The sequence below is a fragment of the Aeromonas sp. QDB34 genome, from assembly GCF_027705405.1.
GTDB classification, from domain to species: domain Bacteria; phylum Pseudomonadota; class Gammaproteobacteria; order Enterobacterales; family Aeromonadaceae; genus Aeromonas; species Aeromonas hydrophila.
In genome coordinates, this window is record NZ_JAPDBT010000008.1 from 126,834 (window position 1) to 146,112 (window position 19,279).

General features: G+C 61.3%; 17 protein-coding genes and 1 tRNA gene. 11 read left to right on the plus strand and 7 right to left on the minus strand.

What is annotated here, in order from left to right; genetic code table 11:
- The first annotated feature begins 70 nt into the window (after positions 1-70).
- From arcA to OKC29_RS12970, 4 genes are all read left to right on the plus strand, one after another.
- Positions 71-1,291, plus strand: coding sequence for an arginine deiminase (gene arcA, locus OKC29_RS12955; RefSeq protein WP_073352121.1), 1,221 nt, complete (start codon positions 71-73; stop codon positions 1,289-1,291).
- A gap of 63 nt (positions 1,292-1,354) precedes the next feature.
- Complete coding sequence (arcC, locus tag OKC29_RS12960; protein ID WP_073352119.1) at positions 1,355-2,281, plus strand: carbamate kinase; 927 nt, start codon at positions 1,355-1,357, stop codon at positions 2,279-2,281.
- Between the two features lie 77 nt (positions 2,282-2,358).
- Positions 2,359-3,363 (plus strand): ornithine carbamoyltransferase, encoded by a 1,005-nt coding sequence (gene argF, locus OKC29_RS12965; protein ID WP_017409770.1) that lies wholly within the window; start codon positions 2,359-2,361, stop codon positions 3,361-3,363.
- A 123-nt stretch (positions 3,364-3,486) separates the two neighbouring features.
- Positions 3,487-4,890, plus strand: coding sequence for a YfcC family protein (locus OKC29_RS12970; protein WP_011707752.1), 1,404 nt, complete (start codon positions 3,487-3,489; stop codon positions 4,888-4,890).
- 173 nt (positions 4,891-5,063) lie between these two features.
- Here the strand turns inward: OKC29_RS12970 and OKC29_RS12975 are convergent, their stop codons facing one another.
- The 5 genes from OKC29_RS12975 to OKC29_RS12995 all read right to left on the minus strand — a co-directional run bounded on the left by OKC29_RS12975 (position 5,064) and on the right by OKC29_RS12995 (position 7,991).
- Entirely contained in the window at positions 5,064-5,555 is a 492-nt protein-coding gene (locus OKC29_RS12975) for an arginine repressor (protein WP_016352302.1), read from the minus strand.
- A gap of 217 nt (positions 5,556-5,772) precedes the next feature.
- Positions 5,773-6,237, minus strand: coding sequence for an aspartate carbamoyltransferase regulatory subunit (gene pyrI / locus OKC29_RS12980; RefSeq protein ID WP_011707750.1), 465 nt, complete (start codon positions 6,235-6,237; stop codon positions 5,773-5,775).
- A 16-nt stretch (positions 6,238-6,253) separates the two neighbouring features.
- The gene (gene pyrB / locus OKC29_RS12985) at positions 6,254-7,174 is read right to left on the minus strand and encodes an aspartate carbamoyltransferase (RefSeq protein WP_016352301.1); all 921 of its coding nucleotides are present in this window, start codon (positions 7,172-7,174) and stop codon (positions 6,254-6,256) included.
- Complete coding sequence (locus OKC29_RS12990; RefSeq protein WP_123785055.1) at positions 7,155-7,349, minus strand: hypothetical protein; 195 nt, start codon at positions 7,347-7,349, stop codon at positions 7,155-7,157. The genes pyrB and OKC29_RS12990 overlap by 20 nt, the downstream gene beginning before the upstream one ends.
- Positions 7,350-7,448: 99 nt before the next feature.
- Entirely contained in the window at positions 7,449-7,991 is a 543-nt protein-coding gene (locus tag OKC29_RS12995; RefSeq protein WP_073352114.1) for a hypothetical protein, read from the minus strand.
- A gap of 208 nt (positions 7,992-8,199) precedes the next feature.
- Between OKC29_RS12995 and OKC29_RS13000 the strand changes: the two genes are divergently transcribed.
- The 3 genes from OKC29_RS13000 (at position 8,200) to OKC29_RS13010 (ending at position 12,081) form a co-directional block, all read left to right on the plus strand.
- Positions 8,200-8,276, plus strand: a tRNA-Trp gene (locus tag OKC29_RS13000).
- A gap of 291 nt (positions 8,277-8,567) precedes the next feature.
- The gene (locus OKC29_RS13005; protein ID WP_073352113.1) at positions 8,568-9,938 is read left to right on the plus strand and encodes a phosphatidylserine decarboxylase family protein; all 1,371 of its coding nucleotides are present in this window, start codon (positions 8,568-8,570) and stop codon (positions 9,936-9,938) included.
- Positions 9,939-10,188: 250 nt separating this feature from the next.
- Positions 10,189-12,081: a methyl-accepting chemotaxis protein gene (locus OKC29_RS13010; RefSeq protein ID WP_073352111.1), complete on the plus strand. Its 1,893-nt coding sequence runs from the start codon at positions 10,189-10,191 to the stop codon at positions 12,079-12,081.
- A 65-nt stretch (positions 12,082-12,146) separates the two neighbouring features.
- Here the strand turns inward: OKC29_RS13010 and OKC29_RS13015 are convergent, their stop codons facing one another.
- Both OKC29_RS13015 and OKC29_RS13020 read right to left on the minus strand, forming a co-directional pair.
- Complete coding sequence (locus tag OKC29_RS13015; RefSeq protein WP_073352109.1) at positions 12,147-12,659, minus strand: lipocalin family protein; 513 nt, start codon at positions 12,657-12,659, stop codon at positions 12,147-12,149.
- Between the two features lie 17 nt (positions 12,660-12,676).
- The gene (locus OKC29_RS13020; protein WP_010635812.1) at positions 12,677-13,579 is read right to left on the minus strand and encodes an AraC family transcriptional regulator; all 903 of its coding nucleotides are present in this window, start codon (positions 13,577-13,579) and stop codon (positions 12,677-12,679) included.
- A 146-nt stretch (positions 13,580-13,725) separates the two neighbouring features.
- Here OKC29_RS13020 and yqhD point away from each other — a divergent pair, with 146 nt between their 5' ends.
- The 4 genes from yqhD to OKC29_RS13040 all read left to right on the plus strand — a co-directional run bounded on the left by yqhD (position 13,726) and on the right by OKC29_RS13040 (position 19,268).
- Positions 13,726-14,889, plus strand: coding sequence for an alcohol dehydrogenase (gene yqhD / locus OKC29_RS13025; protein WP_162275789.1), 1,164 nt, complete (start codon positions 13,726-13,728; stop codon positions 14,887-14,889).
- 507 nt (positions 14,890-15,396) lie between these two features.
- Complete coding sequence (pntA, locus tag OKC29_RS13030) at positions 15,397-16,923, plus strand: Re/Si-specific NAD(P)(+) transhydrogenase subunit alpha (protein WP_045788830.1); 1,527 nt, start codon at positions 15,397-15,399, stop codon at positions 16,921-16,923.
- A gap of 11 nt (positions 16,924-16,934) precedes the next feature.
- Positions 16,935-18,419, plus strand: coding sequence for a Re/Si-specific NAD(P)(+) transhydrogenase subunit beta (gene pntB / locus OKC29_RS13035; RefSeq protein WP_011707742.1), 1,485 nt, complete (start codon positions 16,935-16,937; stop codon positions 18,417-18,419).
- 96 nt (positions 18,420-18,515) lie between these two features.
- Positions 18,516-19,268 (plus strand): substrate-binding periplasmic protein, encoded by a 753-nt coding sequence (locus OKC29_RS13040; RefSeq protein ID WP_024945181.1) that lies wholly within the window; start codon positions 18,516-18,518, stop codon positions 19,266-19,268.
- Positions 19,269-19,279 lie beyond the last annotated feature (11 nt).

The window sequence follows — 19,279 nt, forward strand, 5'->3', positions numbered from 1 at the left end:
TAGCCACGAGCATGAATAGAAGGAATCTATTCAATCACTCGCAGGGACCACTGCTAGACGGAATATAATCATGAGCAAATTTTATGTAGGTTCTGAAGTTGGCCAATTGCGCCGTGTCATGTTGCACCGCCCCAACCTCAGTCTGAAGCGTCTGACTCCTTCCAACTGCCAGGATCTGCTGTTCGATGACGTCCTGTCGGTTGAACGTGCCGGTCAGGAGCACGACAAATTCGCTCAGGTACTGCGCGATCAGAATGTCGAAGTTTTCCTGCTGACCAATCTGCTGGCCGAAACCCTGGACGTGCCGGAAGCCAAAACCTGGCTGCTGCAACATCAGGTCTCCGACTATCGCCTCGGCATCTCCTTTGCCAACGACGTGCGCTGCTTCCTGGCAGACATGCCGCACCGTGAACTGGCCCGCATTCTCTCCGGCGGCCTGACCTACTCCGAGATGCCCTACAGCGGCGTCAACATGGTCGTCGGCATGCACGCCCCGACCGACTTCATCATCGAGCCGCTGCCCAACCACCTCTTTACCCGTGACACCTCCTGCTGGGTCTATGGTGGCGTTTCCATCAACCCCATGGCCAAGGCCGCCCGTCGTCGCGAGACCAACCACGTGAAGGCCATCTACCGTTGGCACCCGCAGTTCGCCGGTCAGGACTTCATCAAATACTTCGGTGATGAAGATCGCGACTACGACAACTCCACCATCGAGGGCGGCGACGTGCTGGTCATCGGCCGCGGTTCCGTGCTCATCGGCATGTCCGAGCGCACCACACCGCAAGGGGTCGAACACCTGGCTCGCGGCCTGTTCAAACACGGCCAGGCCAAACAGGTCATCGCCATGCAACTGCCGAAACACCGCAGCTGCATGCACCTCGATACCGTCATGACCCACATGGACATAGACACCTTCTCCGTTTATCCGGAAGTCATCCGCAAGGATGTGAACTGCTGGAGCCTGACTCCGGGCGGCGCCACCGGCATGAACATCAAGGAAGAGGGTTACTTCGTGACCGCCATCGAGAAGGCGCTGGGTGTCGATCAGCTCAAGCTCATCACCACAGGTGGTGACACCTTCGAGGCCGAGCGCGAGCAGTGGAACGATGCCAACAACGTGCTGACCGTGCGCCCCGGCGTGGTGGTGGGTTACGAGCGCAATACCTACACCAACGAGAAGTACGACAAGGCAGGCATCACAGTGCTGCCCATCCCGGGTGAAGAACTGGGACGTGGTCGCGGCGGCGCCCGCTGCATGAGCTGCCCGATGGAACGCGACGGCATCTAACAAGACGGCGTGGCGCCGGCAAGAGGCCGGCGCCACAGATACCAAGACTCGAGAGTAACACTCATGAAAAAACCAACTGTCGTCGTCGCCTTGGGTGGCAATGCTCTGCTCCGTCGTGGCGAGCCGCTCGAAGCTGACATCCAGCGCAAGAACATCGCCACCGCCGCCAAGACCATTGCCCTGATCGCTCAGGAGTACAACGTGGTGCTGGTGCATGGCAACGGCCCGCAAGTCGGTCTGCTGGCCCTGCAAAACAGTGCTTACACCAAGGTATCCCCCTATCCGCTGGATGTGCTGGGTGCCGAGTCTCAGGGCATGATCGGTTACATGCTGATCCAGGAGCTCAAAAACCTGATGCCGAGCCGCAACGTCACCGCGTTGCTGACCCAGGTGCAGGTTGATCCTAAGGATCCGGCGTTTGCCAATCCGACCAAATTTATCGGCCCCGTCTACGAAGAGGCTGAAGCCCGCACCCTGGCGACCGAGAAGCACTGGGTGGTCAAGGCTGACGGCAAGTTCTTCCGCCGTGTGGTGCCGTCCCCGCTGCCCCAGCGCATCGTCGAAGGCGACGCCATCGAAACCCTGATCGCCCAGGGTCACCTCATCATCTGTACCGGTGGTGGTGGCATCCCGGTGACCTGGGATGGCCAGAGCCTGACCGGCATCGAAGCCGTCATCGACAAGGACATGTCTGCCGCCTACCTGGCCAAGCAGATCAAGGCCGACGCCCTGCTGATCCTGACCGACGCCGATGCCGTCTATCTGGATTGGGGTAAACCGACCCAGCGTCCGCTGCGGATCACCAGCCCGGACGAGCTGGCCGGGGTCAAGTTCGATGCCGGCTCCATGGGGCCGAAAGTCGAAGCCTCCTGTGAATTTGTCAAAGCGACCGGCGGCATGGTCGGCATCGGTTCGCTGGAAGATGGCCTCGCCATCCTCAAGGGCGAAGCCGGTACCAATATCGTCGCCACCCGTACCGTGAATGCGTAGTTACAAATCTGTACTGAAGAATGCGTAGTCAACACTACTGCCTAAATTGGTCTGAACAAATATAGAGAGAACTCATCATGGCTTTTAATCTGCGTAACCGTAACTTCCTGAAACTGCTGGACTTCACCCCGCGCGAAATCCAATACATGATCGACTTGGCCATCGACCTGAAGAAAGCCAAATACGGTGGCTATGAGCGTAAACACCTGACCGGCAAAAACATTGCCCTGATCTTCGAGAAGACCTCCACCCGTACCCGCTGTGCGTTTGAAGTGGCGGCCTTCGACCAGGGCGCGCAAGTCTCCTACCTCGGCCCAAGCGGTTCCCAGATTGGTCACAAGGAGTCCATGAAGGACACCGCCCGGGTACTGGGTCGCATGTATGACGGCATCGAATACCGTGGCTACGGTCAGGAGATCGTGGAAGAGCTGGGTGCCTACGCCGGTGTACCGGTCTGGAACGGCCTGACCAACGAATTCCACCCAACCCAGATCCTGGCCGACTTCATGACCATGCTGGAGCACGGCAAGGGCAAACGTCTGGATCAAATCAAGTTCGCCTACCTGGGTGATGCCCGCAACAACATGGGCAACTCCCTGATGGTCGGTGCCGCCAAGATGGGCATGGACATCCGCCTGGTTGCGCCGAAAGCCTTCTGGCCGGAAGAAGAGCTGGTTGCCAAGTGCCGCCTGATCGCCGAAGAGACCGGCGCACGCATCACCCTGACTGAAGATGTCAAAGAGGGTGTGCTGGGCACCGACTTCCTCTACACCGACGTCTGGGTTTCCATGGGTGAAGCGAAAGAAGCATGGGATCAGCGCGTCAAACTGATGACCCCGTATCAGGTCAACATGGATGTCATCAACGCCACCAAGAACCCGGATGTGAAGTTCATGCACTGCCTGCCGGCGTTCCACAACGATGAGACCACCATGGGCAAGGAAGTGGCTGACAAATATGGCATGAAAGGCCTGGAAGTAACCGAGGACGTGTTCGAATCCGAGCACAGCATCGTGTTCGACGAGGCCGAAAACCGGATGCACACCATCAAGGCAGTGATGGTTGCTACGCTGGGCGACTAAGGTCGCAGTAGTGGTGCCGGGGGGTGACCCCCGGCTTTTCGACCATGTGACAGCGGCATAATACCTCTAACCCTACGACCCGCAGCCTGCATGGATACCACACCCACAGAAGGAAGCTGGACCATGACCAAATTCAAGTTCCCGTCAGCCTACACGATACTGTTCGTGCTGATCGCCCTGGTGGCCGCCCTGAGCTGGATAGTGCCGGCCGGCAAATATGAAATGACCATGAACGAAGCCCTCGGCAAGGAAGTGCCGGTGGCGGGTACCTACAAACTGGTGGAGGGCAATCCCCAGGGGATCGTCGACGTGCTGCTGGCACCTATCGACGGTCTTTATAACCATGACACCTATCAGGCAGGCGCCATCGACGTCTCCCTGTTCATCCTGATCATCGGTGGTTTTCTTGGCATTGTGACCAAGACAGGTGCCATCGATGCCGGTATCGAGCGTGTAACCGACCGTCTGCGCGGCCGTGAAGAGTGGATGATCCCGATCCTGATGGCGCTGTTCGCCGCGGGCGGCACCATCTACGGCATGGCCGAAGAGTCGCTGCCGTTCTACACCCTGCTGGTGCCGGTGATGATGGCCGCCCGTTTCGACCCGGTCGTGGCTGCCGCCACCGTGTTGCTGGGGGCCGGTATCGGTACCCTGGGTTCCACCATCAACCCGTTCGCCACCGTGATTGCCGCCAACGCGGCCGGTATCTCCTTTACCGACGGCATCTGGTTGCGCGTCGCCATGCTGGTCGCCGGTTGGCTGCTCTGTGTCGCCTATGTGATGCGTTACGCCAAGATGGTGCGCAACGACCCGAGCAAATCCCTGGTGGCTGACAAGTGGGAAGAGAACCGTGCCCACTTCCTCGGCAACAAGAGCGACCAGATGCTGGAGTTCACCCTGACTCGTAAAATCGTGTTGGGTATCTTCGTCGCCGCCTTCGCCGTGATGATCTACGGGGTGGCCGTGCTGGGCTGGTGGATGGCGCAGATCTCCGGGGTGTTCCTGGCTGCCGCCATCATCGTCGGTGTCATCTCCCGCATGAGTGAAGAGGAGCTGACTTCCAACTTTATCGATGGTGCCCGCGACCTGCTCGGCGTCGCCCTCATCATCGGTATCGCCCGCGGTATCGTGGTGGTGATGGACAACGGCATGATCACTCACACCATACTGCATAGCGCAGAAGGGATCGTGACCGGTCTCTCCACCGTGGTGTTCATCAACGTGATGTTCGTGCTGGAAGTGGTGCTCTCCTTCCTGGTGCCGTCCTCCTCCGGTCTGGCCGTGCTGACCATGCCGATCATGGCGCCGCTGGCCGACTTCGCCAACGTGGGCCGCGAGCTGGTGGTCACCGCCTATCAGTCCGCCTCCGGCCTGGTGAATCTGGTGACCCCGACTTCCGCCGTGGTCATGGGGGGGCTGGCGATTGCCAAGGTGCCCTATGTACGCTGGCTGAAATGGGTGGCCCCGCTGCTCGGCCTGCTGACCGTGTTGATCGTGGTCTGCCTGAGCCTGGGCGCAGTGCTCTGATCCATCACGAAGAGAAAGCTGAAAACGGGAGCCACTGGCTCCCGTTTTTTATGGCTGATTCATGACGACTCAAGTCGTGGGGAGGGGGGGATGCGGATGAACCGTTTTGGCGAAGATCAGCGGCAACAAAAAGGCGACCTTCTGGTCGCCTCGATCTCTTCGGGGGAGAGGGCTTAGCGGGCTTGGGCCAGGGTGCGCACCACGGCAGCGTGGGCCTGACGGGTGCGGCTGATGTGGCGCGGGGCGACCAGCACCACGTCGTTGCCGGCGACGGCGCCCATGATCTCGGGATTGGCGTTGCGATCCAGCAGGCGGGCCACCACGGTGGCGGCACCCGGGGTGGTGTGGATCAGCACCATCTGCTGGTTGTGCACCACTTCGCGCACCATGTCGTGGATGGAGCGGGTGCTGCCGGCGGGCTCCAGCTGCTCGTCCACCAGGGTGTAGACCTTCTTGCCGTTGGCGTTCTGGGCCTTGGCCACGCCGAGCCGGCGCAGCAGACGGGAGATGGTGGACTGGCTGATGTCGGCGAAACCGCGTTCTGACAGCTCGCGCCGGATCTCCTCCTGGGTGCTGTAGCAGTGCTGGCCGATGATCTGGCGACAGGCATCCAGCTGGGCCAGATCGGGCTCTTGTTCCACGGGACGACTGAGGGTTTTGACCACGGCGAATTCCTTTGATGATGATCGACGGTAAACGCTCGATATCTGCCGCATTCGCTGAATATCAGCAAAAAATACTGGCAATCAATGCACTGGCAGGAAATGAGCGGGAATAGCTCTGTTTGGATGGCAAATTATAACCAACTGGTTATTTGGTGATGTGACAGGGGTCAAAAATGGGCCCCTTGGGGCCCACCTGGATATCTTTTGAGTCTGGCTATCAGTAGCGTTCGCTGACGATGTCCTGGGTGAAGGACTTCTCGCAGTATTTGCACTTCATCCGCACCACGCCTTTCACCTCGCGCACCCGGAAGTAGCTGTCCACCGGCTCGTTGTGGGAGATGCAGTTGGAGTTGGGGCAGTGGAACACCCCGGCGATGAACTCCGGCAGCTCCAGCTGGTGTTTCTTCACCACGGCGAAGTCTTCGATGATGTTGACGGTCGCCTTGGGGGCGAACAGCGCCAGCTGGTTGGCCTGCTGTTCGGTCAGGCGGGTGTTCTCGATCTTGATGAGATCCTTCTTGCCCAGCGCGCCGGATTTCAGGTTGAAACCGACGGTGATGCGCTCCTGGGTCTCGATCAGCTGGAACAGCTTGAGGATCTTGATGCCCTGGCCGGCGGGGACGTGGTCGATGACGGAGCCGTGACGGATGGCTTCGACTTGCAGTTGGTTCTTCTCGGACATGATATACCCCTTTCCCTTAGACGGTTTCGTTCAGTACCAGAGCCAGCAGCGCCTGGCGTGCGTAAACCCCGTTCTCCGCCTGCTGGAAGTAGTAGGCGTGGGGAGTCTTGTCGACCGCGACGTCGATCTCGTCGACGCGGGGCAGGGGGTGCAGGATCTTCATGGTGGGCTTGGCGCCTTCCAGGGTGGCCACTTCCAGCACGAACTTGGCGGCCATGTGCTTGTATTCGGTCTCGTCGAAGCGCTCTTTCTGGACCCGGGTCATGTAGAGGATATCGAGCTCCGGCATCACCTCTTCCATGGTCTCGTGCACGCTGAACTGGATGCCTTTCTCTTCCAGCTCCTCGCAGATGTAGTCCGGCATCGCCAGCGCTTCCGGCGAGATGAAGAAGAAGCGGCAGTTGAACAGGCTGAGGGCCTGGGCCAGCGAGTGCACGGTGCGGCCGTACTTGAGGTCACCGACGAAGGCGACGTTGAGGCCGTCCAGCTTGCCCTGCGTCTCGTGGATGGAGAAGAGGTCGAGCAGGGTCTGGGTCGGATGCTGGTTGGAACCGTCACCGCCGTTGATGACCGGTACCCGGGAGAATTCGGAAGCGAGGCGGGCGGCGCCCTCTTTCGGGTGACGCATCACTACCGCATCGGTGTAGGAGCCGATGATCTTGATGGAGTCGGCCAGGGTCTCGCCCTTCTTGGCGCTGGTGTTGCCACCGTCGGCGAAGCCGATGATGTTGCCGCCCAGGCGCTGGACCGCGGTCTCGAACGACAGGCGGGTACGGGTGGAGGCTTCGAAGAAGCAGCTGGCAACCAGCTTGTCTTTCAGCAAGCGGGTGTCGGGCTCGGCCTTCAACCGCTGTGCGGTTGCGACCACCAGTTCCATGTCGGGCCGGGTCAGGTCCGAAATGGAGATGACATGTTTCTTATAGAGTGGATTGGTCATCGTCTGCATTCCCTTTGACATCAATGAAGGTTTTTCGGGCACAAAAAAAAGCCCCTGAAACAGGGGCTTTTTTTAAAAACAATTGGGGATCTGTGGGTCGGGAACCGGAAACAACGGGGCCGCTCTGGTGCGCTCCACCCGTCTGCAAGGCTGTTTTTTTCAGCAAAAACTGCATCGTCCTGTCCTGACCTTTTTTCAAACCGGACAGATTATAGAGTCGCATTTTGAATTGTCAAAAATTTATTTCAAAGGCAAGATTTGCGCGGAAAAACGTTTAACTGTCGTGAACTGGCCGGCAAACCCACACCTGGTGTTCGGCCTGCAAGGGCTGCGCATCTTCGGCCATGCTGCGCAGATAGGCGAGTCTGTGGTGCCCCTCCAGCAGACAATAGGGTTGTGGCAGCGGGTGACCGTCCGGGTAGCTGCTGCCTGCTGCCGATGCCAGCACTATGATGGGTTCGGACCAGGTACCCTGGCTCAGCATGTACTCCCCGAGCCAGGATCGACGGACGTAACGGTTGTGTCTCAGCATCTCGCCCCAGCGTTCGACCACCTCCATATGGCGGGAGCCGGTCTGCTCGATGATCCTGGCGGTGGGCCAGCTTTCACACTCGAACTGGTGGTGGGCGAGATCGATAAAGCTCCAGTTGGATTCAAAACCGCGCCAATGGCGGTAAATCCACTGGGAGAGCACATTGTCGGGAATGAAGGGCACCAGCGGGGCGACCCGTGCCAGATAGTCCGGCAGGGCCTCGGTTTTGCTCTCATCCCGGAAGTTGAGCGGTGCAAGTTGTTGAAGTAACCGATAATTGAGCATGAGCAGCCTCCTCATTGCCTGGCCACCTCTTCACCCTACCCCCATTGCCGCTGCTTTCCTACCCAAACAAGGCTGTAAATACAGCGAGTTACCCCCTTTGGCTGCAAAAAGTGACCAGATCTGCTCGTCCTTTGTGCAATCGCACCGAAAGTGAGAAAAAAGCCTTTACCTTTGATCCCGGCTTTGTATAATTCGCCTCGTTTGTTGCAGGGGCGTAGTTCCAATTGGTAGAACAGCGGTCTCCAAAACCGATGGTTGCGGGTTCGAGTCCTGCCGCCCCTGCCATTTTTCAGAGAAGCCAGCTCATTGAGCTGGCTTTTCGCTTTTCCGGGCCTCCCGTTTTTCCCGCCGTCCCTTGTCCCGCCTGCTGTAGCAGGGCGCTTCCTCCCGTTGTACCCGTTCATCCCGACCGCTAGTCGCTGTTGCGCCGGTTTGCCCTGTCGTTTCTGGCAATCGTCCCGCCGCGCTCCCTGTGCTACATAACAGGGTCGGTGCCCTGGCATGCCGTTGGCAGGCCGGCACTCAATGCTCAAGCCGTGGATTGTGGGCGTGAACATCAGCTGAGGAGAGCGAACCATGAACAAGGCAGTGGAAACCCGATTGAACAAGTCCCGTCCCGGTGGCTGGATCCCCCGTGATGGCGCCCATATCGAGCGCTGGATCCGGCGGATCAAGCACTACGTGACCCAGCAGCCGCGGGCGCTGGTGCCACCCATCGCCGAGCTGCGGGATCTGGTCCATGCCGACCCTGCGCTGCATACCCAGGCCGAAGCCATGTTCAAGGAAGCCTGGCGCCACAAGCACCTGACCCCGCTCGGTCAGCCGGAGGTACGCTCGTTCGAGGAGTTCCTGGGGCTGCTCAACGGCATCATGACCACGGCGCCCGAGGCGTATCAGGACATCCCCAGCCACGAGCCATCCGGTCTCATCGGCTTTCCCATCAATGCCCTGCTCGACTGGCCCATGGCCACCCAGTCCGGCTATCACTTCTTTGCCAACGCCCTGATCAACCAGCAGTTCAAGAAGATCCTCGACTACTGGGCCCAGTTCCTGCAAAGCCCGGCGTCCCGCTATGTGTTGAATGAACCGGTCAGCCGGCTGGATCAGGAGACCCTGGTGGTGCCCTGGCTCGGCAAGGTGGCCAAGGCCGAGATGGTCAAGGTGGCGAACGAGGCGGTCGGGGAGGGGCCCAACCCCACGCCGGGCAGCTTCGAGCAGATCTTCGAGTGCGAGCCGGCGGCCGAGTACCACGGGTTCAGCTGCTGGGACGACTTCTTCACCCGCCGTTTTCGGGCCGGGGTGCGGCCGGTATCTGCGCCGACGGATGACAGTGTCATCGTCAACGCCTGCGAGTCGGCGCCGCTGCAGGTGCGCAAGGAGGTGAGCCGCAGCGATCAGTTCTGGCTCAAGGGGCAGCCCTATTCGCTGGACAACATGCTCGATTTTGACGATCTGGCGCCCCGTTTCGAGGGTGGCACCGTCTACCAGGCCTTCCTCAGTGCGCTCAGCTACCACCGCTGGCACAGCCCGGTGAGCGGCACCATCCGCAAGGTGCGCATCGTCAACGGCACCTACTATCTGGAAAACCAGTTCGAAGGCTTTGCCGACCCGCAGGGGGCGGATCCCAGCGCCCCCAACAATTCCCAGCCGTTCCTCACCTCGGTGGCGACCCGGGCACTCATCTTCATCGAGGCCGACAACCCCAAAATCGGCCTGATGTGCGTGGTGCCGGTGGGGATGGCCGAGGTGTCGAGCTGCGAGATCACGGTGCAGGCGGGGGATCGGGTGCAGAAGGGGGATCCGCTCGGCATGTTCCACTTCGGCGGCTCCACCCACTGCCTGTTGTTCCGCCCCGGCGTCAGGCTGGAGTTCGACTTCCATGGCCAGACCCCAGGGCTGGATGCGACCAATATGCGGCTCAATACCGCCATCGCCCGGGTCAAGTAGCCCTGCCGGGCAGAGTATGGGAGGCCGCCTGCTGGCGGCCTTGTTGTTGTCATGGGGAGCTGCTTTTTGGCCCCTTCATGCGGGTTGTCAGTAGCATGGAATAGCGATCTTGTTCATGCAGATAGCGGGTTCTGTTGTTGATAGATGTAAAAATACTGGGATTCACTAAAGTCTGTTCAGCATGTGGCCGATAGCCTTGATTAAATAAGGGTCTCTCCCTGGCCCGTCACAACAACAAGGATCCGTAGTCATGACACTTTCGTTGCGCGGCAAGCTGCTGGCCACCAGTCTGGGGGTGGTGCTGCTGATGGCCTCACTGCTCGGCATCGTTGCCTTTCACACCCTCAAATCCCGCACCATGAGCGCCATCCAGAGCGAGGCGGTCAACTATGGTCACGCCTACTCGATTGCCATCGGCGACTGGATGGCGGATCGCAAGAACTCGGTGCACGCGCTGGTGAACCTGATCGCCGACAACCCGCAGGCCGAGCTGGTGCCGCACCTGAAGCAGGCCTACACCTCGGGCGGGTTCGGGCTCACCTACTTTGGCTCGACCCAGGGGGTGATGACCCGCCAGGACCCCTCCCTCAACACCGGCAACTATGACCCGCGCGAGCGCCCCTGGTATCAGGACGCGGTGAAGGCGGGGCAGCTCATCGTCACCGCTCCCTATGTCAGCGTCACCATGCAGAAGCTGGTGGTCACCCTCTCCGAGCCGGTGTTGCATCAGGGCGAGCTGGTCGGCGCCGTGGGGGCCAACCTGGCGCTCGACAAGCTGATCGACGAGGTGCTGGCGATGCAGGTACAGGGTGAGGGGTACGCCATGCTGCTCGACAGCAGCGGCCTCATCGTCGGCCACCCCAACAAGGAGCTGGCGCTCAAGCAGATAGCGGAGCTCTCCCCCGACCTGTCGGCGGCCACCTTCCAGCAGTGGGGCCGCGAGAACAACGAGCTGCACGCCGCCACCCTCGACGGGCGCGACGTACTGCTGGCGGTGCAGCCGGTGGCGGGCACCGACTGGTTGCTGGCCATGGTGATGTATCGCGACGTGCTGGAGGCGCCGCTTGCCACCTTGCTGTGGCAGCTGGTGGGGCTGACCCTGGTGCTGATGCTTGTGTTCAGCGCCCTGCTCACCGCCATGTTCAAGTATCTGTTTGCCGATCTGGGCCGGGTGGCTGGTGCGCTGCACGACATCGCTCACGGCGAGGGGGACCTCACGGTGCACATCAACACTCGCAGCAAGGATGAGGTGGGTCAGCTGGCGGAGAGCTTCAACCAGTTCGTGGCGCGGCTGCACGGCATCGTCAGCCGGCTGCGGGACGTCACCGTCGAGCTGGCGGCCCAGTCCCGCGCCCAGGCAGCCGGGGCTCAGTCCCGCAGCCAGCGGGTGCGCCAGCAGCAGGACGAGATCGTGATGGTGGCGACCGCGGTAACCGAGATGGCCTCCGCCACCCAGGAGATCGCCGGCAACGCCGAGTTTGCCGCCACCACCTCGGGCGATGCAGTCAAGCTGGCGGTCGCCGGTCAGTCGCAGGTCGGCCAGAGCCAGCGCAGCATCACGGGGCTGGCGGACGAAGTGGCCGACGCCAGCCAGATCATCGTGGAGCTGGATGCCCACGCCCAGAAGATCAGCGGCATTCTGGCCACCATCAGCGGTATCGCCGAGCAGACCAACCTGCTGGCGCTCAACGCCGCCATCGAGGCAGCCCGGGCCGGCGAGCAGGGCCGCGGCTTTGCGGTGGTGGCGGACGAGGTGCGGGTGCTGTCGCGCCGTACCCACGACTCCACCGACGAGATCCAGCAGATGATCGAGACCCTGCAGCAGACCACCCGCCGGGCGGTGAGCGGCATGGAGACCAGCCGCCAGCTGGCGGGCACCAGCGTGGAGGACGCGGAGTCCGCCAACCTGAGCCTGGGGCAGATCAACGAGGCGATCGGTGCCATCAGCGACATGGCGACCCAGATTGCGGCGGCGGCCGAAGAGCAGACCTCGGTCACCAGCGAGATCAGCCGCAACACCGAGAATATCCGCCACGTCTCCCAGGAGCTGGCCGAGCAGGCCAATCAGGAGGCGGCGCAGGCGGCCGAGCTGAAGGGGCTGACCGAGCGGCTGGAGCAGGAGATCGGCCGCTTCCGGCTCTGATCATCAGGCGAACGTCCATGAAAAAGGGCAGCCCGCGGGCTGCCCTTTCTTGTTTCACGACAGGCTCAATGGGTCTGCTTGACCCAGATCAGCTGATCGGTGGCAAAACCTAGCGACTTCGCCTTGGCGACCAGGGCATCCACGTTGGCCTTGGGCGGATTGGGTGAGCGGGCGAGGATCCAGAGATAGTCGTGGTTGTAGCTGGTCACCAGCGAGAGCTGGTAATCGGGATCCAGTTCGATGACGTTGTAGCCACCGTAGAAGGGGCCGAAGAAGCTCACCTTGAGCCGTGCCTCATCCGGTTTGTCGACGAAGTAGGCCTTGCCCTCGGCTTCGCGCCAGTTGCCGTCGCTCTGCTTGCCGCGGTTGAGCACCTTGACCCCGCCATCGTCGCGCAGGCTGTAGGTGGCGCTCACCTGCTCCAGTCCGCGCTCGAAACCGTGGTCGAGGCGGGCGATTTCGTACCAGGTGCCAAGATAACGATCGAGCTGGAAGCCGGTAACGGGGCGGATGCCGTCAGCGAGGCCGGTACAGGCCGTCAGCAGGCAGGCAGTGAGCAGGCAAAGCAGTGCACGCATGAACAATTCCTCTCTGGTTATCCCTCTATGATGCGCAGCTGGCCTTCCCTAAAGCGGGAGGCCTGATCCGTCGGCGTGCTGCCGAAGAAGCGCTTGTACTCCCGGCTGAACTGGGAGTTGCTCTCGTAGCCGACCCTGGTCGCCGCGGTGCCCGCCTTGATGCCGTCGTGCAGCATCATCATCCGCGCCTTGTGGAGGCGAAACGACTTGATGTACTGCAGCGGCGAGGTGGCGGTGACCGCCTTGAAGTGGTGGTGGAAGGCGGAGACGCTCATGTTTACCTCCCGCGCCAGCTCTTCCATGGTCAGGTTGTCGGCGTAACGCGACTCTATCATACGCAGCACCCGGGCAATCTGGCCCACATGGTTGTGGCGATTGGCGAGTGCTTGCAATGCCGGGCCGCCCCCTTCGTGCAGGGCGTAGAACAGCATCTCCCGCACCGTCTGCGGCCCCAGTACCCGGGCGTGATGGGGCTTGTCCATCAGATCGATCAGCCGCTCGGCGGCGCAGAACATGGCCTCAGACAGGGGCACCGAGTGCACGCCGCTCTTTTGCGGGGCGGGGGCGGGCAGGGCATCCCCCAGCTCCAGCAGCAACTCCTGCAGGGTCACCAGGTTGATCTCGAGGGAGAAGCCGATGAGGGGTTGCTCGGGGGAGGCGAAGCACTCGCACTCGCAGGGCAGCGGCAGGGTCATCAGTAGGTAGTGGTTGGGGTCGTAGCGAAACACCTGGTCCGCCAGATAGCCCACCTTGTGCCCCTGCAGGATCACGATCATTCGCGGCTGATAGAGCACCGGGGTGCGGCCGTGGTATTCGGTGGTGTAGATGAGGCTCACCTGATCCACCGGCGAGGGGGTGATGCCGGGGGCGGTGACGTGGCGGGCCAGCTTGGCGGCGAGATCGGTGTAGCGGGTCTGCATGGGATACTCTTGGGTTCTGTTTTGGCTGCTTTGTAGGAATAGGCAAAAATAAAGCAGGATGTTGCCTTGATGGTATTGGTTGTCTGGAGAAAAATGCAATCACATTTTTGCGGCCTGGCCGCCAGATACTCACAAAGGCAATGTCGATGAACAACTTTACCCTGCATACCCCGACCAAGATCCTGTTCGGCAAGGGCCAGGTCGCCCAGCTGCGTGAACAGCTGCCGCGCGATGCCCGCATCCTCATCACCTACGGTGGCGGCAGCGTGGTGCGCAGCGGCCTGCTGGCCCAGATCCGCAGCGAGCTGGCCGGCATGACTCTGTTTGAATTCGGTGGCATCGAGCCCAACCCCACCTATGAAACCCTGATGGGAGCGGTCGAGCTGGCCCGCGCCGAGCGGGTCGACTTCCTGCTGGCCGTCGGCGGCGGCTCCGTGCTCGACGGCACCAAGTTCATCGCCGCGGCCGCCCACTATGATCCAGCCCGGGATCCCTGGCACATCCCCGAGACCGTGGGCAACGAAGTGCGCTCCGCCATCCCGCTCGGCGCCGTGCTGACCCTGCCGGCCACCGGCTCCGAGATGAACATGGGCGCCGTGGTGACCCGTCGCAGCAGCGGCGACAAGGTGCACTTCTTCTCACCGTTCGTGATGCCGCGCTTCGCCGTGCTCGATCCGGTGCTGACCTACACCCTGCCGGCCCGTCAGGTGGCCAATGGGGTGGTGGATGCCTTCATCCACATCCTGGAGCAGTACCTCACCTATCCGGTCAACGCCAAGGTGCAGGATCGTTTCGCCGAAGGTCTGCTGCTGACCCTGCTGGAAGAGGGCCCCAAGGCACTGGTGGAACCGGAAAACTACGAAGTGCGCGCCAACATCATGTGGAGCGCCACCCTGGCGCTGAACGGCCTGATCGGGGCCGGCGTACCGCAGGACTGGGCGACCCACATGCTGGGCCACGAGATCACCGCCCTGCACGGCCTCGACCACGCCCAGACCCTGGCGGTGGTGCTGCCGGCCCTGCTGCAGGCCAAGCGTCAGCAGAAACACGCCAAGCTGCTGCAATACGCCGAGCGAGTGTGGGATCTGCGCAGCGGCAGTGACGCGGAGCGCGTCGATGGCGCCATCGCCGCCACCCGCGACTTCTTCGAGCGGATGGGGATCAAGACCCGGCTGCGGGATTACGGTGTGGCGGACGCAGGAATTGATACCTTGCTCGGCAAGCTGGCGGAACACGGCATGACCGCCATCGGCGAGCACGGCGATATCGACCTGGTGCAGAGCCAGCATATTTATGAGGCGGCCTGGTAAGCGGGGCGCACTGGTCCGTCACCATCGAAACGATTAAATAGCAGGGGCCGGATCCGCTCATTTGGCGGGTAGCTGGCCCCTTGTCTGTTACAAAACAGTTACTTTTTTCGTTTTCGGCCCGATATCTGTGATCCGTGCGGATTTCGTAAGAACAAAAAGCGCTAAGATAGAGGGCCGGTAAAACATTTTTTTTGACTGGTTGGATCACTTTTTCCAGCGCTTTTTACTGGTATAAGTCGCTAATTTGGTTTGTTTTTTTAAATCATGGTCCGGGACGGGCTGAATTCTGTACGCGCCCCGCCGGGACTGCGGTTGTAATAAAACTCCAAAATTTGATACTAATCACCTTCGCGCCTGAAAAGCGGGGGCCTGGCCATGACAGGAGGTTGAGGTAAAGCCTACTGATTTTCATAACAAAGGGCCCGTGACCTGCACTTTGGTCATGTCTTGTTTCGCCAGAAATGCGACACTGGGCAGCGATTGTTTATTAACCATCAGGGAATAGTCATGCAGATTGGAATACCGAGAGAGAGTCTCGCCGGTGAGACCCGGGTCGCAGCGACCCCGGCCACCGTTGAGCAGCTGAAAAAGCTCGGCTTCGAGGTCGCCATCGAGGCCGGTGCCGGCCTGCTGGCCAGCTTCGATGATGCCGCCTTCGAGGCTGCCGGTGCCAACGTGGTGCCGAGCGTCTGGCAAGCCGACCTCATCTTCAAGGTCAATGCGCCGACCGATGCCGAGATCGCACAAATTAAAGATGGTGCCACCCTGGTGAGCTTCATCTGGCCTGCCCAGAACCCTGAGCTGGTCAAGAAGCTGTCCGCGCGCAACATCAATGTGATGGCGATGGACATGGTGCCGCGGATCTCCCGTGCCCAGTCCCTCGATGCCCTCTCCTCCATGGCCAACATCGGTGGCTATCGCGCCGTGGTGGAAGCTGCGCACCAGTTTGGTCGCTTCTTCACCGGCCAAATCACCGCAGCCGGCAAGGTGCCACCCGCCAAGGTACTGGTGATCGGTGCCGGCGTCGCCGGTCTGGCCGCCATCGGTACTGCCGGTTCCCTCGGTGCCATCGTGCGTGCGTTCGATACCCGTCTGGAAGTGGCCGAGCAGATCGAGTCCATGGGTGGCGAGTTCCTCAAGCTGGACTTCGGTGGCGAGGATGGCTCCTCCTCCGACGGTTACGCCAAGGTGATGAGCGAAGAGTTCATCGCGGCCGAGATGGCGCTGTTTGCCCAGCAAGCCAAGGAAGTGGACATCATCATCACTACCGCCCTGATCCCGGGCAAGCCGGCACCCAAGCTGATCACCAAAGAGATGGTGGACAGCATGAAGCCGGGTTCGGTGATCGTGGACATGGCCGCTCAGGCTGGCGGCAACTGTGAATACACTGTGCCGGGTGAACTGCATGTCACCGGCAACGGCGTTAAGGTGATCGGTTACACCGATCTGCCGGGCCGCCTGCCTGCCCAATCCTCCCAGCTCTACGGTACCAACCTGGTCAACCTGATGAAGCTGATGTGCAAGGAGAAGGACGGCAACGTCGCCATCAACTTCGAAGACGTGGTGCAGCGCAACATGACGGTGATCCAGGCCGGTGAAGTGACCTTCCCGCCGCCCGCCATCTCGGTCTCTGCCGCCCCGCAAAAACCGGCTGCCGCCAAACCGGCCGCCAAGAAGGAAGCGGCCAAGCCCTCCAACAAGAAGTTCGTGTTCGGTGCCCTTGGCATCGCCGCCTTCGGTTGGGTTGCTGCCGTGGCGCCTGCGGCGTTCCTCTCCCACTTCACCGTATTCATCCTGGCCTGCGTGGTCGGTTACTACGTGGTGTGGAACGTCTCTCACGCCCTGCACACGCCGCTGATGTCGGTCACCAATGCCATCTCCGGCATTATCGTGGTCGGTGCCCTGCTGCAGATTGGGCAAGGGTCGACCCTGGTCACCGCATTGGCCTTCGTCGCCGTGCTGATTGCCAGTATCAACATCTTCGGTGGCTTCACCGTCACTCAGCGCATGCTGAAGATGTTCCGTAAGGATTAAGGGGGTTTAACGTGTCTCAAGGACTGGTAACAGCATCCTATATCGTTGCCGCCGTGCTCTTCATCCTCAGTCTCGCGGGACTGTCGAAGCAAGAGACGGCCAAGCATGGCAACCTGTTCGGTATCGCGGGGATGGCCATCGCCCTGCTCGCGACCGTGTTCAACCCGGAAACCAGTGGCGTGCACTGGATCATTCTGGCCATGGTGATCGGCGGTGCCATCGGCGTGCGTCTGGCGCTCAAGGTCGAGATGACCGAGATGCCCGAGCTGGTGGCCGTGCTGCACAGCTTCGTGGGTATGGCGGCCGTGCTGGTGGGCTTCAACAGCTTCATCGATCTGCACCCCTCAGCGCCTGCTGAAGTGGTCGTGTCCGTCGGTTCCAACCTGGATGCCACCCTGGCAGCCGCGCGCGCGGCGTTCGAGCAGGCGGCCAGCGTCGCCCAGGTCGAGCACCTCTCCGGCGCCATGCTGAACATCCACCTGGTCGAGATCTTCCTCGGCGTCTTCATCGGTGCGGTGACCTTCACCGGTTCCGTGGTGGCGTTCGGCAAGCTGCGTGGTCTCATCTCCTCCAAGCCGCTGATGCTGCCGCACCGCCACAAGCTGAACCTGCTGGCCGTGGTCGCCTCGCTGGCGCTGATGGTCTACTTCGTCAACGCCGGTGGCTCCACCTTCGCCCTGCTGGTGATGACCCTGATCGCCTTCGCCTTCGGCTGGCACCTGGTGGCTTCCATCGGTGGCGCCGACATGCCGGTGGTGGTCTCCATGCTGAACTCCTACTCCGGTTGGGCGGCAGCGGCGGCGGGCTTCATGCTCTCCAATGACCTGCTGATCGTGGTGGGTGCGCTGGTGGGTTCCTCCGGTGCGATCCTCTCTTACATCATGTGCAAGGCGATGAACCGCTCCTTCATCTCGGTGATCGCCGGTGGCTTCGGCTCCGACGGCGTGGCCTCCACGGCCGACCAGGAGATGGGCGAATACCGCGAAACCAGCGCTGAAGACGTGGCTGACCTGCTGAAGAACTCCAGCTCCGTCATCATCACCCCGGGCTACGGCATGGCGGTGGCACAGGCCCAGTACCCGGTGGCTGAAATCACCCAGAAGCTGCGTGATCGCGGCGTCAAGGTGCGCTTCGGTATCCACCCGGTGGCCGGTCGTCTGCCAGGCCACATGAACGTGCTGCTGGCGGAAGCGAAAGTCCCGTATGACATCGTGCTGGAAATGGACGAGATCAACGAAGACTTCAGCGATACCGACACCGTGCTGGTGATCGGTGCCAACGACACCGTCAACCCGGCCGCCATGGAAGATCCGGGCAGCCCCATCGCCGGCATGCCGGTGCTGGAAGTGTGGAAGGCGCAGAACGTCATCGGCTTCAAGCGCTCCATGAACACTGGCTATGCCGGCGTGCAGAACCCGTTGTTCTTCAAGGAGAACACCCAGATGCTGTTCGGCGATGCCAAGGCCAGCGTCGAGGCTATCCTGAAAGCGCTGTAAGCGCCGGAGAGGAAAGCAAAAAAGGAGGCTCCGGCCTCCTTTTTTATTACTCACTTTTTGGTATATCCTCAGCCAATACACAGAGGAGATCACTGCATGGTGTGGCGTAAAGGATGGATCCTGCTTTGCCTCTGGTGGGGGTGGGCGGCACAGGCGAGCGAGCCACCGACTCTGACCCTGCTGACCGAGCTGTGGCCGCCCTATGTGATGCGGCTCGATGACGGCAGCCTGGGCGGTGCCGATCTGGAGCTGGCCCGCACCGTGCTCAAGCGGATGGGTTACCGGACCACGGTCAAGGTACTGCCCTGGAAGCGGGTGCTGCAGGAGGCCAGGTTCCAGCGTGGCGATGCCATCGTCGATGCCTTCTTCGAAGAGCGCCGGCTGGAGTGGTTGCACTATCCGGATGAACCCCTCTCCCAGAGTGGGGAGGTGCTCTTCTTCCCGTTCGCCCGGCCCGTCGACTTCCAGGGGCTGGCCAGCCTCAAGGGGTTGCGTATCGGTACCCAGGCCGACTACGCCTACGGCGAGGAGTTCCTCACCTCGGCCCTGTTTACCCGGGTGGCCATGACCGGGGAGAGCAACATGATCAAGCAGTTGCACCTGATGATGGCGGGGCGGCTCGATGGGGTCGTGATGAACCAGATGGTGGGCCGTTACCTGCTCAAGGGGCAGGGGTTGCAGGATCAGGTCGGCCACAGCGAAAAACTGGTGAGCGAGAGCAACCGCAATTTCCTCGCCTTTACCCACAGGCCCGGCAACGAACGGCTGGCCTATCAGTTCTCCCTCGCCCTCAAGGCCTTCAAACAGACCCCCGAATATCAATCCCTGCTGACCCGTTACGGGCTCTGACGCCTTCCGCT

Excerpts from the sequence above, each read along its gene's own strand:
- arcA (WP_073352121.1), top strand. The coding sequence starts at position 71 with ATGAGCAAATTTTATGTAGGTTCTGAAGTTGGCCAATTGCGCCGTGTC.
- OKC29_RS13040 (WP_024945181.1), top strand. The coding sequence starts at position 18,516 with ATGGTGTGGCGTAAAGGATGGATCCTGCTTTGCCTCTGGTGGGGGTGG.
- pyrI (WP_011707750.1), bottom strand. The coding sequence starts at position 6,237 with ATGTCCGAGAAGAACCAACTGCAAGTCGAAGCCATCCGTCACGGCTCC.
- OKC29_RS13010 (WP_073352111.1), top strand. The coding sequence starts at position 10,189 with ATGACACTTTCGTTGCGCGGCAAGCTGCTGGCCACCAGTCTGGGGGTG.
- pntA (WP_045788830.1), top strand. The coding sequence starts at position 15,397 with ATGCAGATTGGAATACCGAGAGAGAGTCTCGCCGGTGAGACCCGGGTC.
- OKC29_RS13005 (WP_073352113.1), top strand. The coding sequence starts at position 8,568 with ATGAACAAGGCAGTGGAAACCCGATTGAACAAGTCCCGTCCCGGTGGC.
- OKC29_RS12995 (WP_073352114.1), bottom strand. The coding sequence starts at position 7,991 with ATGCTCAATTATCGGTTACTTCAACAACTTGCACCGCTCAACTTCCGG.
- OKC29_RS12970 (WP_011707752.1), top strand. The coding sequence starts at position 3,487 with ATGACCAAATTCAAGTTCCCGTCAGCCTACACGATACTGTTCGTGCTG.
- OKC29_RS13015 (WP_073352109.1), bottom strand. The coding sequence starts at position 12,659 with ATGCGTGCACTGCTTTGCCTGCTCACTGCCTGCCTGCTGACGGCCTGT.
- OKC29_RS12990 (WP_123785055.1), bottom strand. The coding sequence starts at position 7,349 with ATGCAGTTTTTGCTGAAAAAAACAGCCTTGCAGACGGGTGGAGCGCAC.
- pyrB (WP_016352301.1), bottom strand. The coding sequence starts at position 7,174 with ATGACCAATCCACTCTATAAGAAACATGTCATCTCCATTTCGGACCTG.
- OKC29_RS13020 (WP_010635812.1), bottom strand. The coding sequence starts at position 13,579 with ATGCAGACCCGCTACACCGATCTCGCCGCCAAGCTGGCCCGCCACGTC.
- yqhD (WP_162275789.1), top strand. The coding sequence starts at position 13,726 with ATGAACAACTTTACCCTGCATACCCCGACCAAGATCCTGTTCGGCAAG.
- arcC (WP_073352119.1), top strand. The coding sequence starts at position 1,355 with ATGAAAAAACCAACTGTCGTCGTCGCCTTGGGTGGCAATGCTCTGCTC.
- argF (WP_017409770.1), top strand. The coding sequence starts at position 2,359 with ATGGCTTTTAATCTGCGTAACCGTAACTTCCTGAAACTGCTGGACTTC.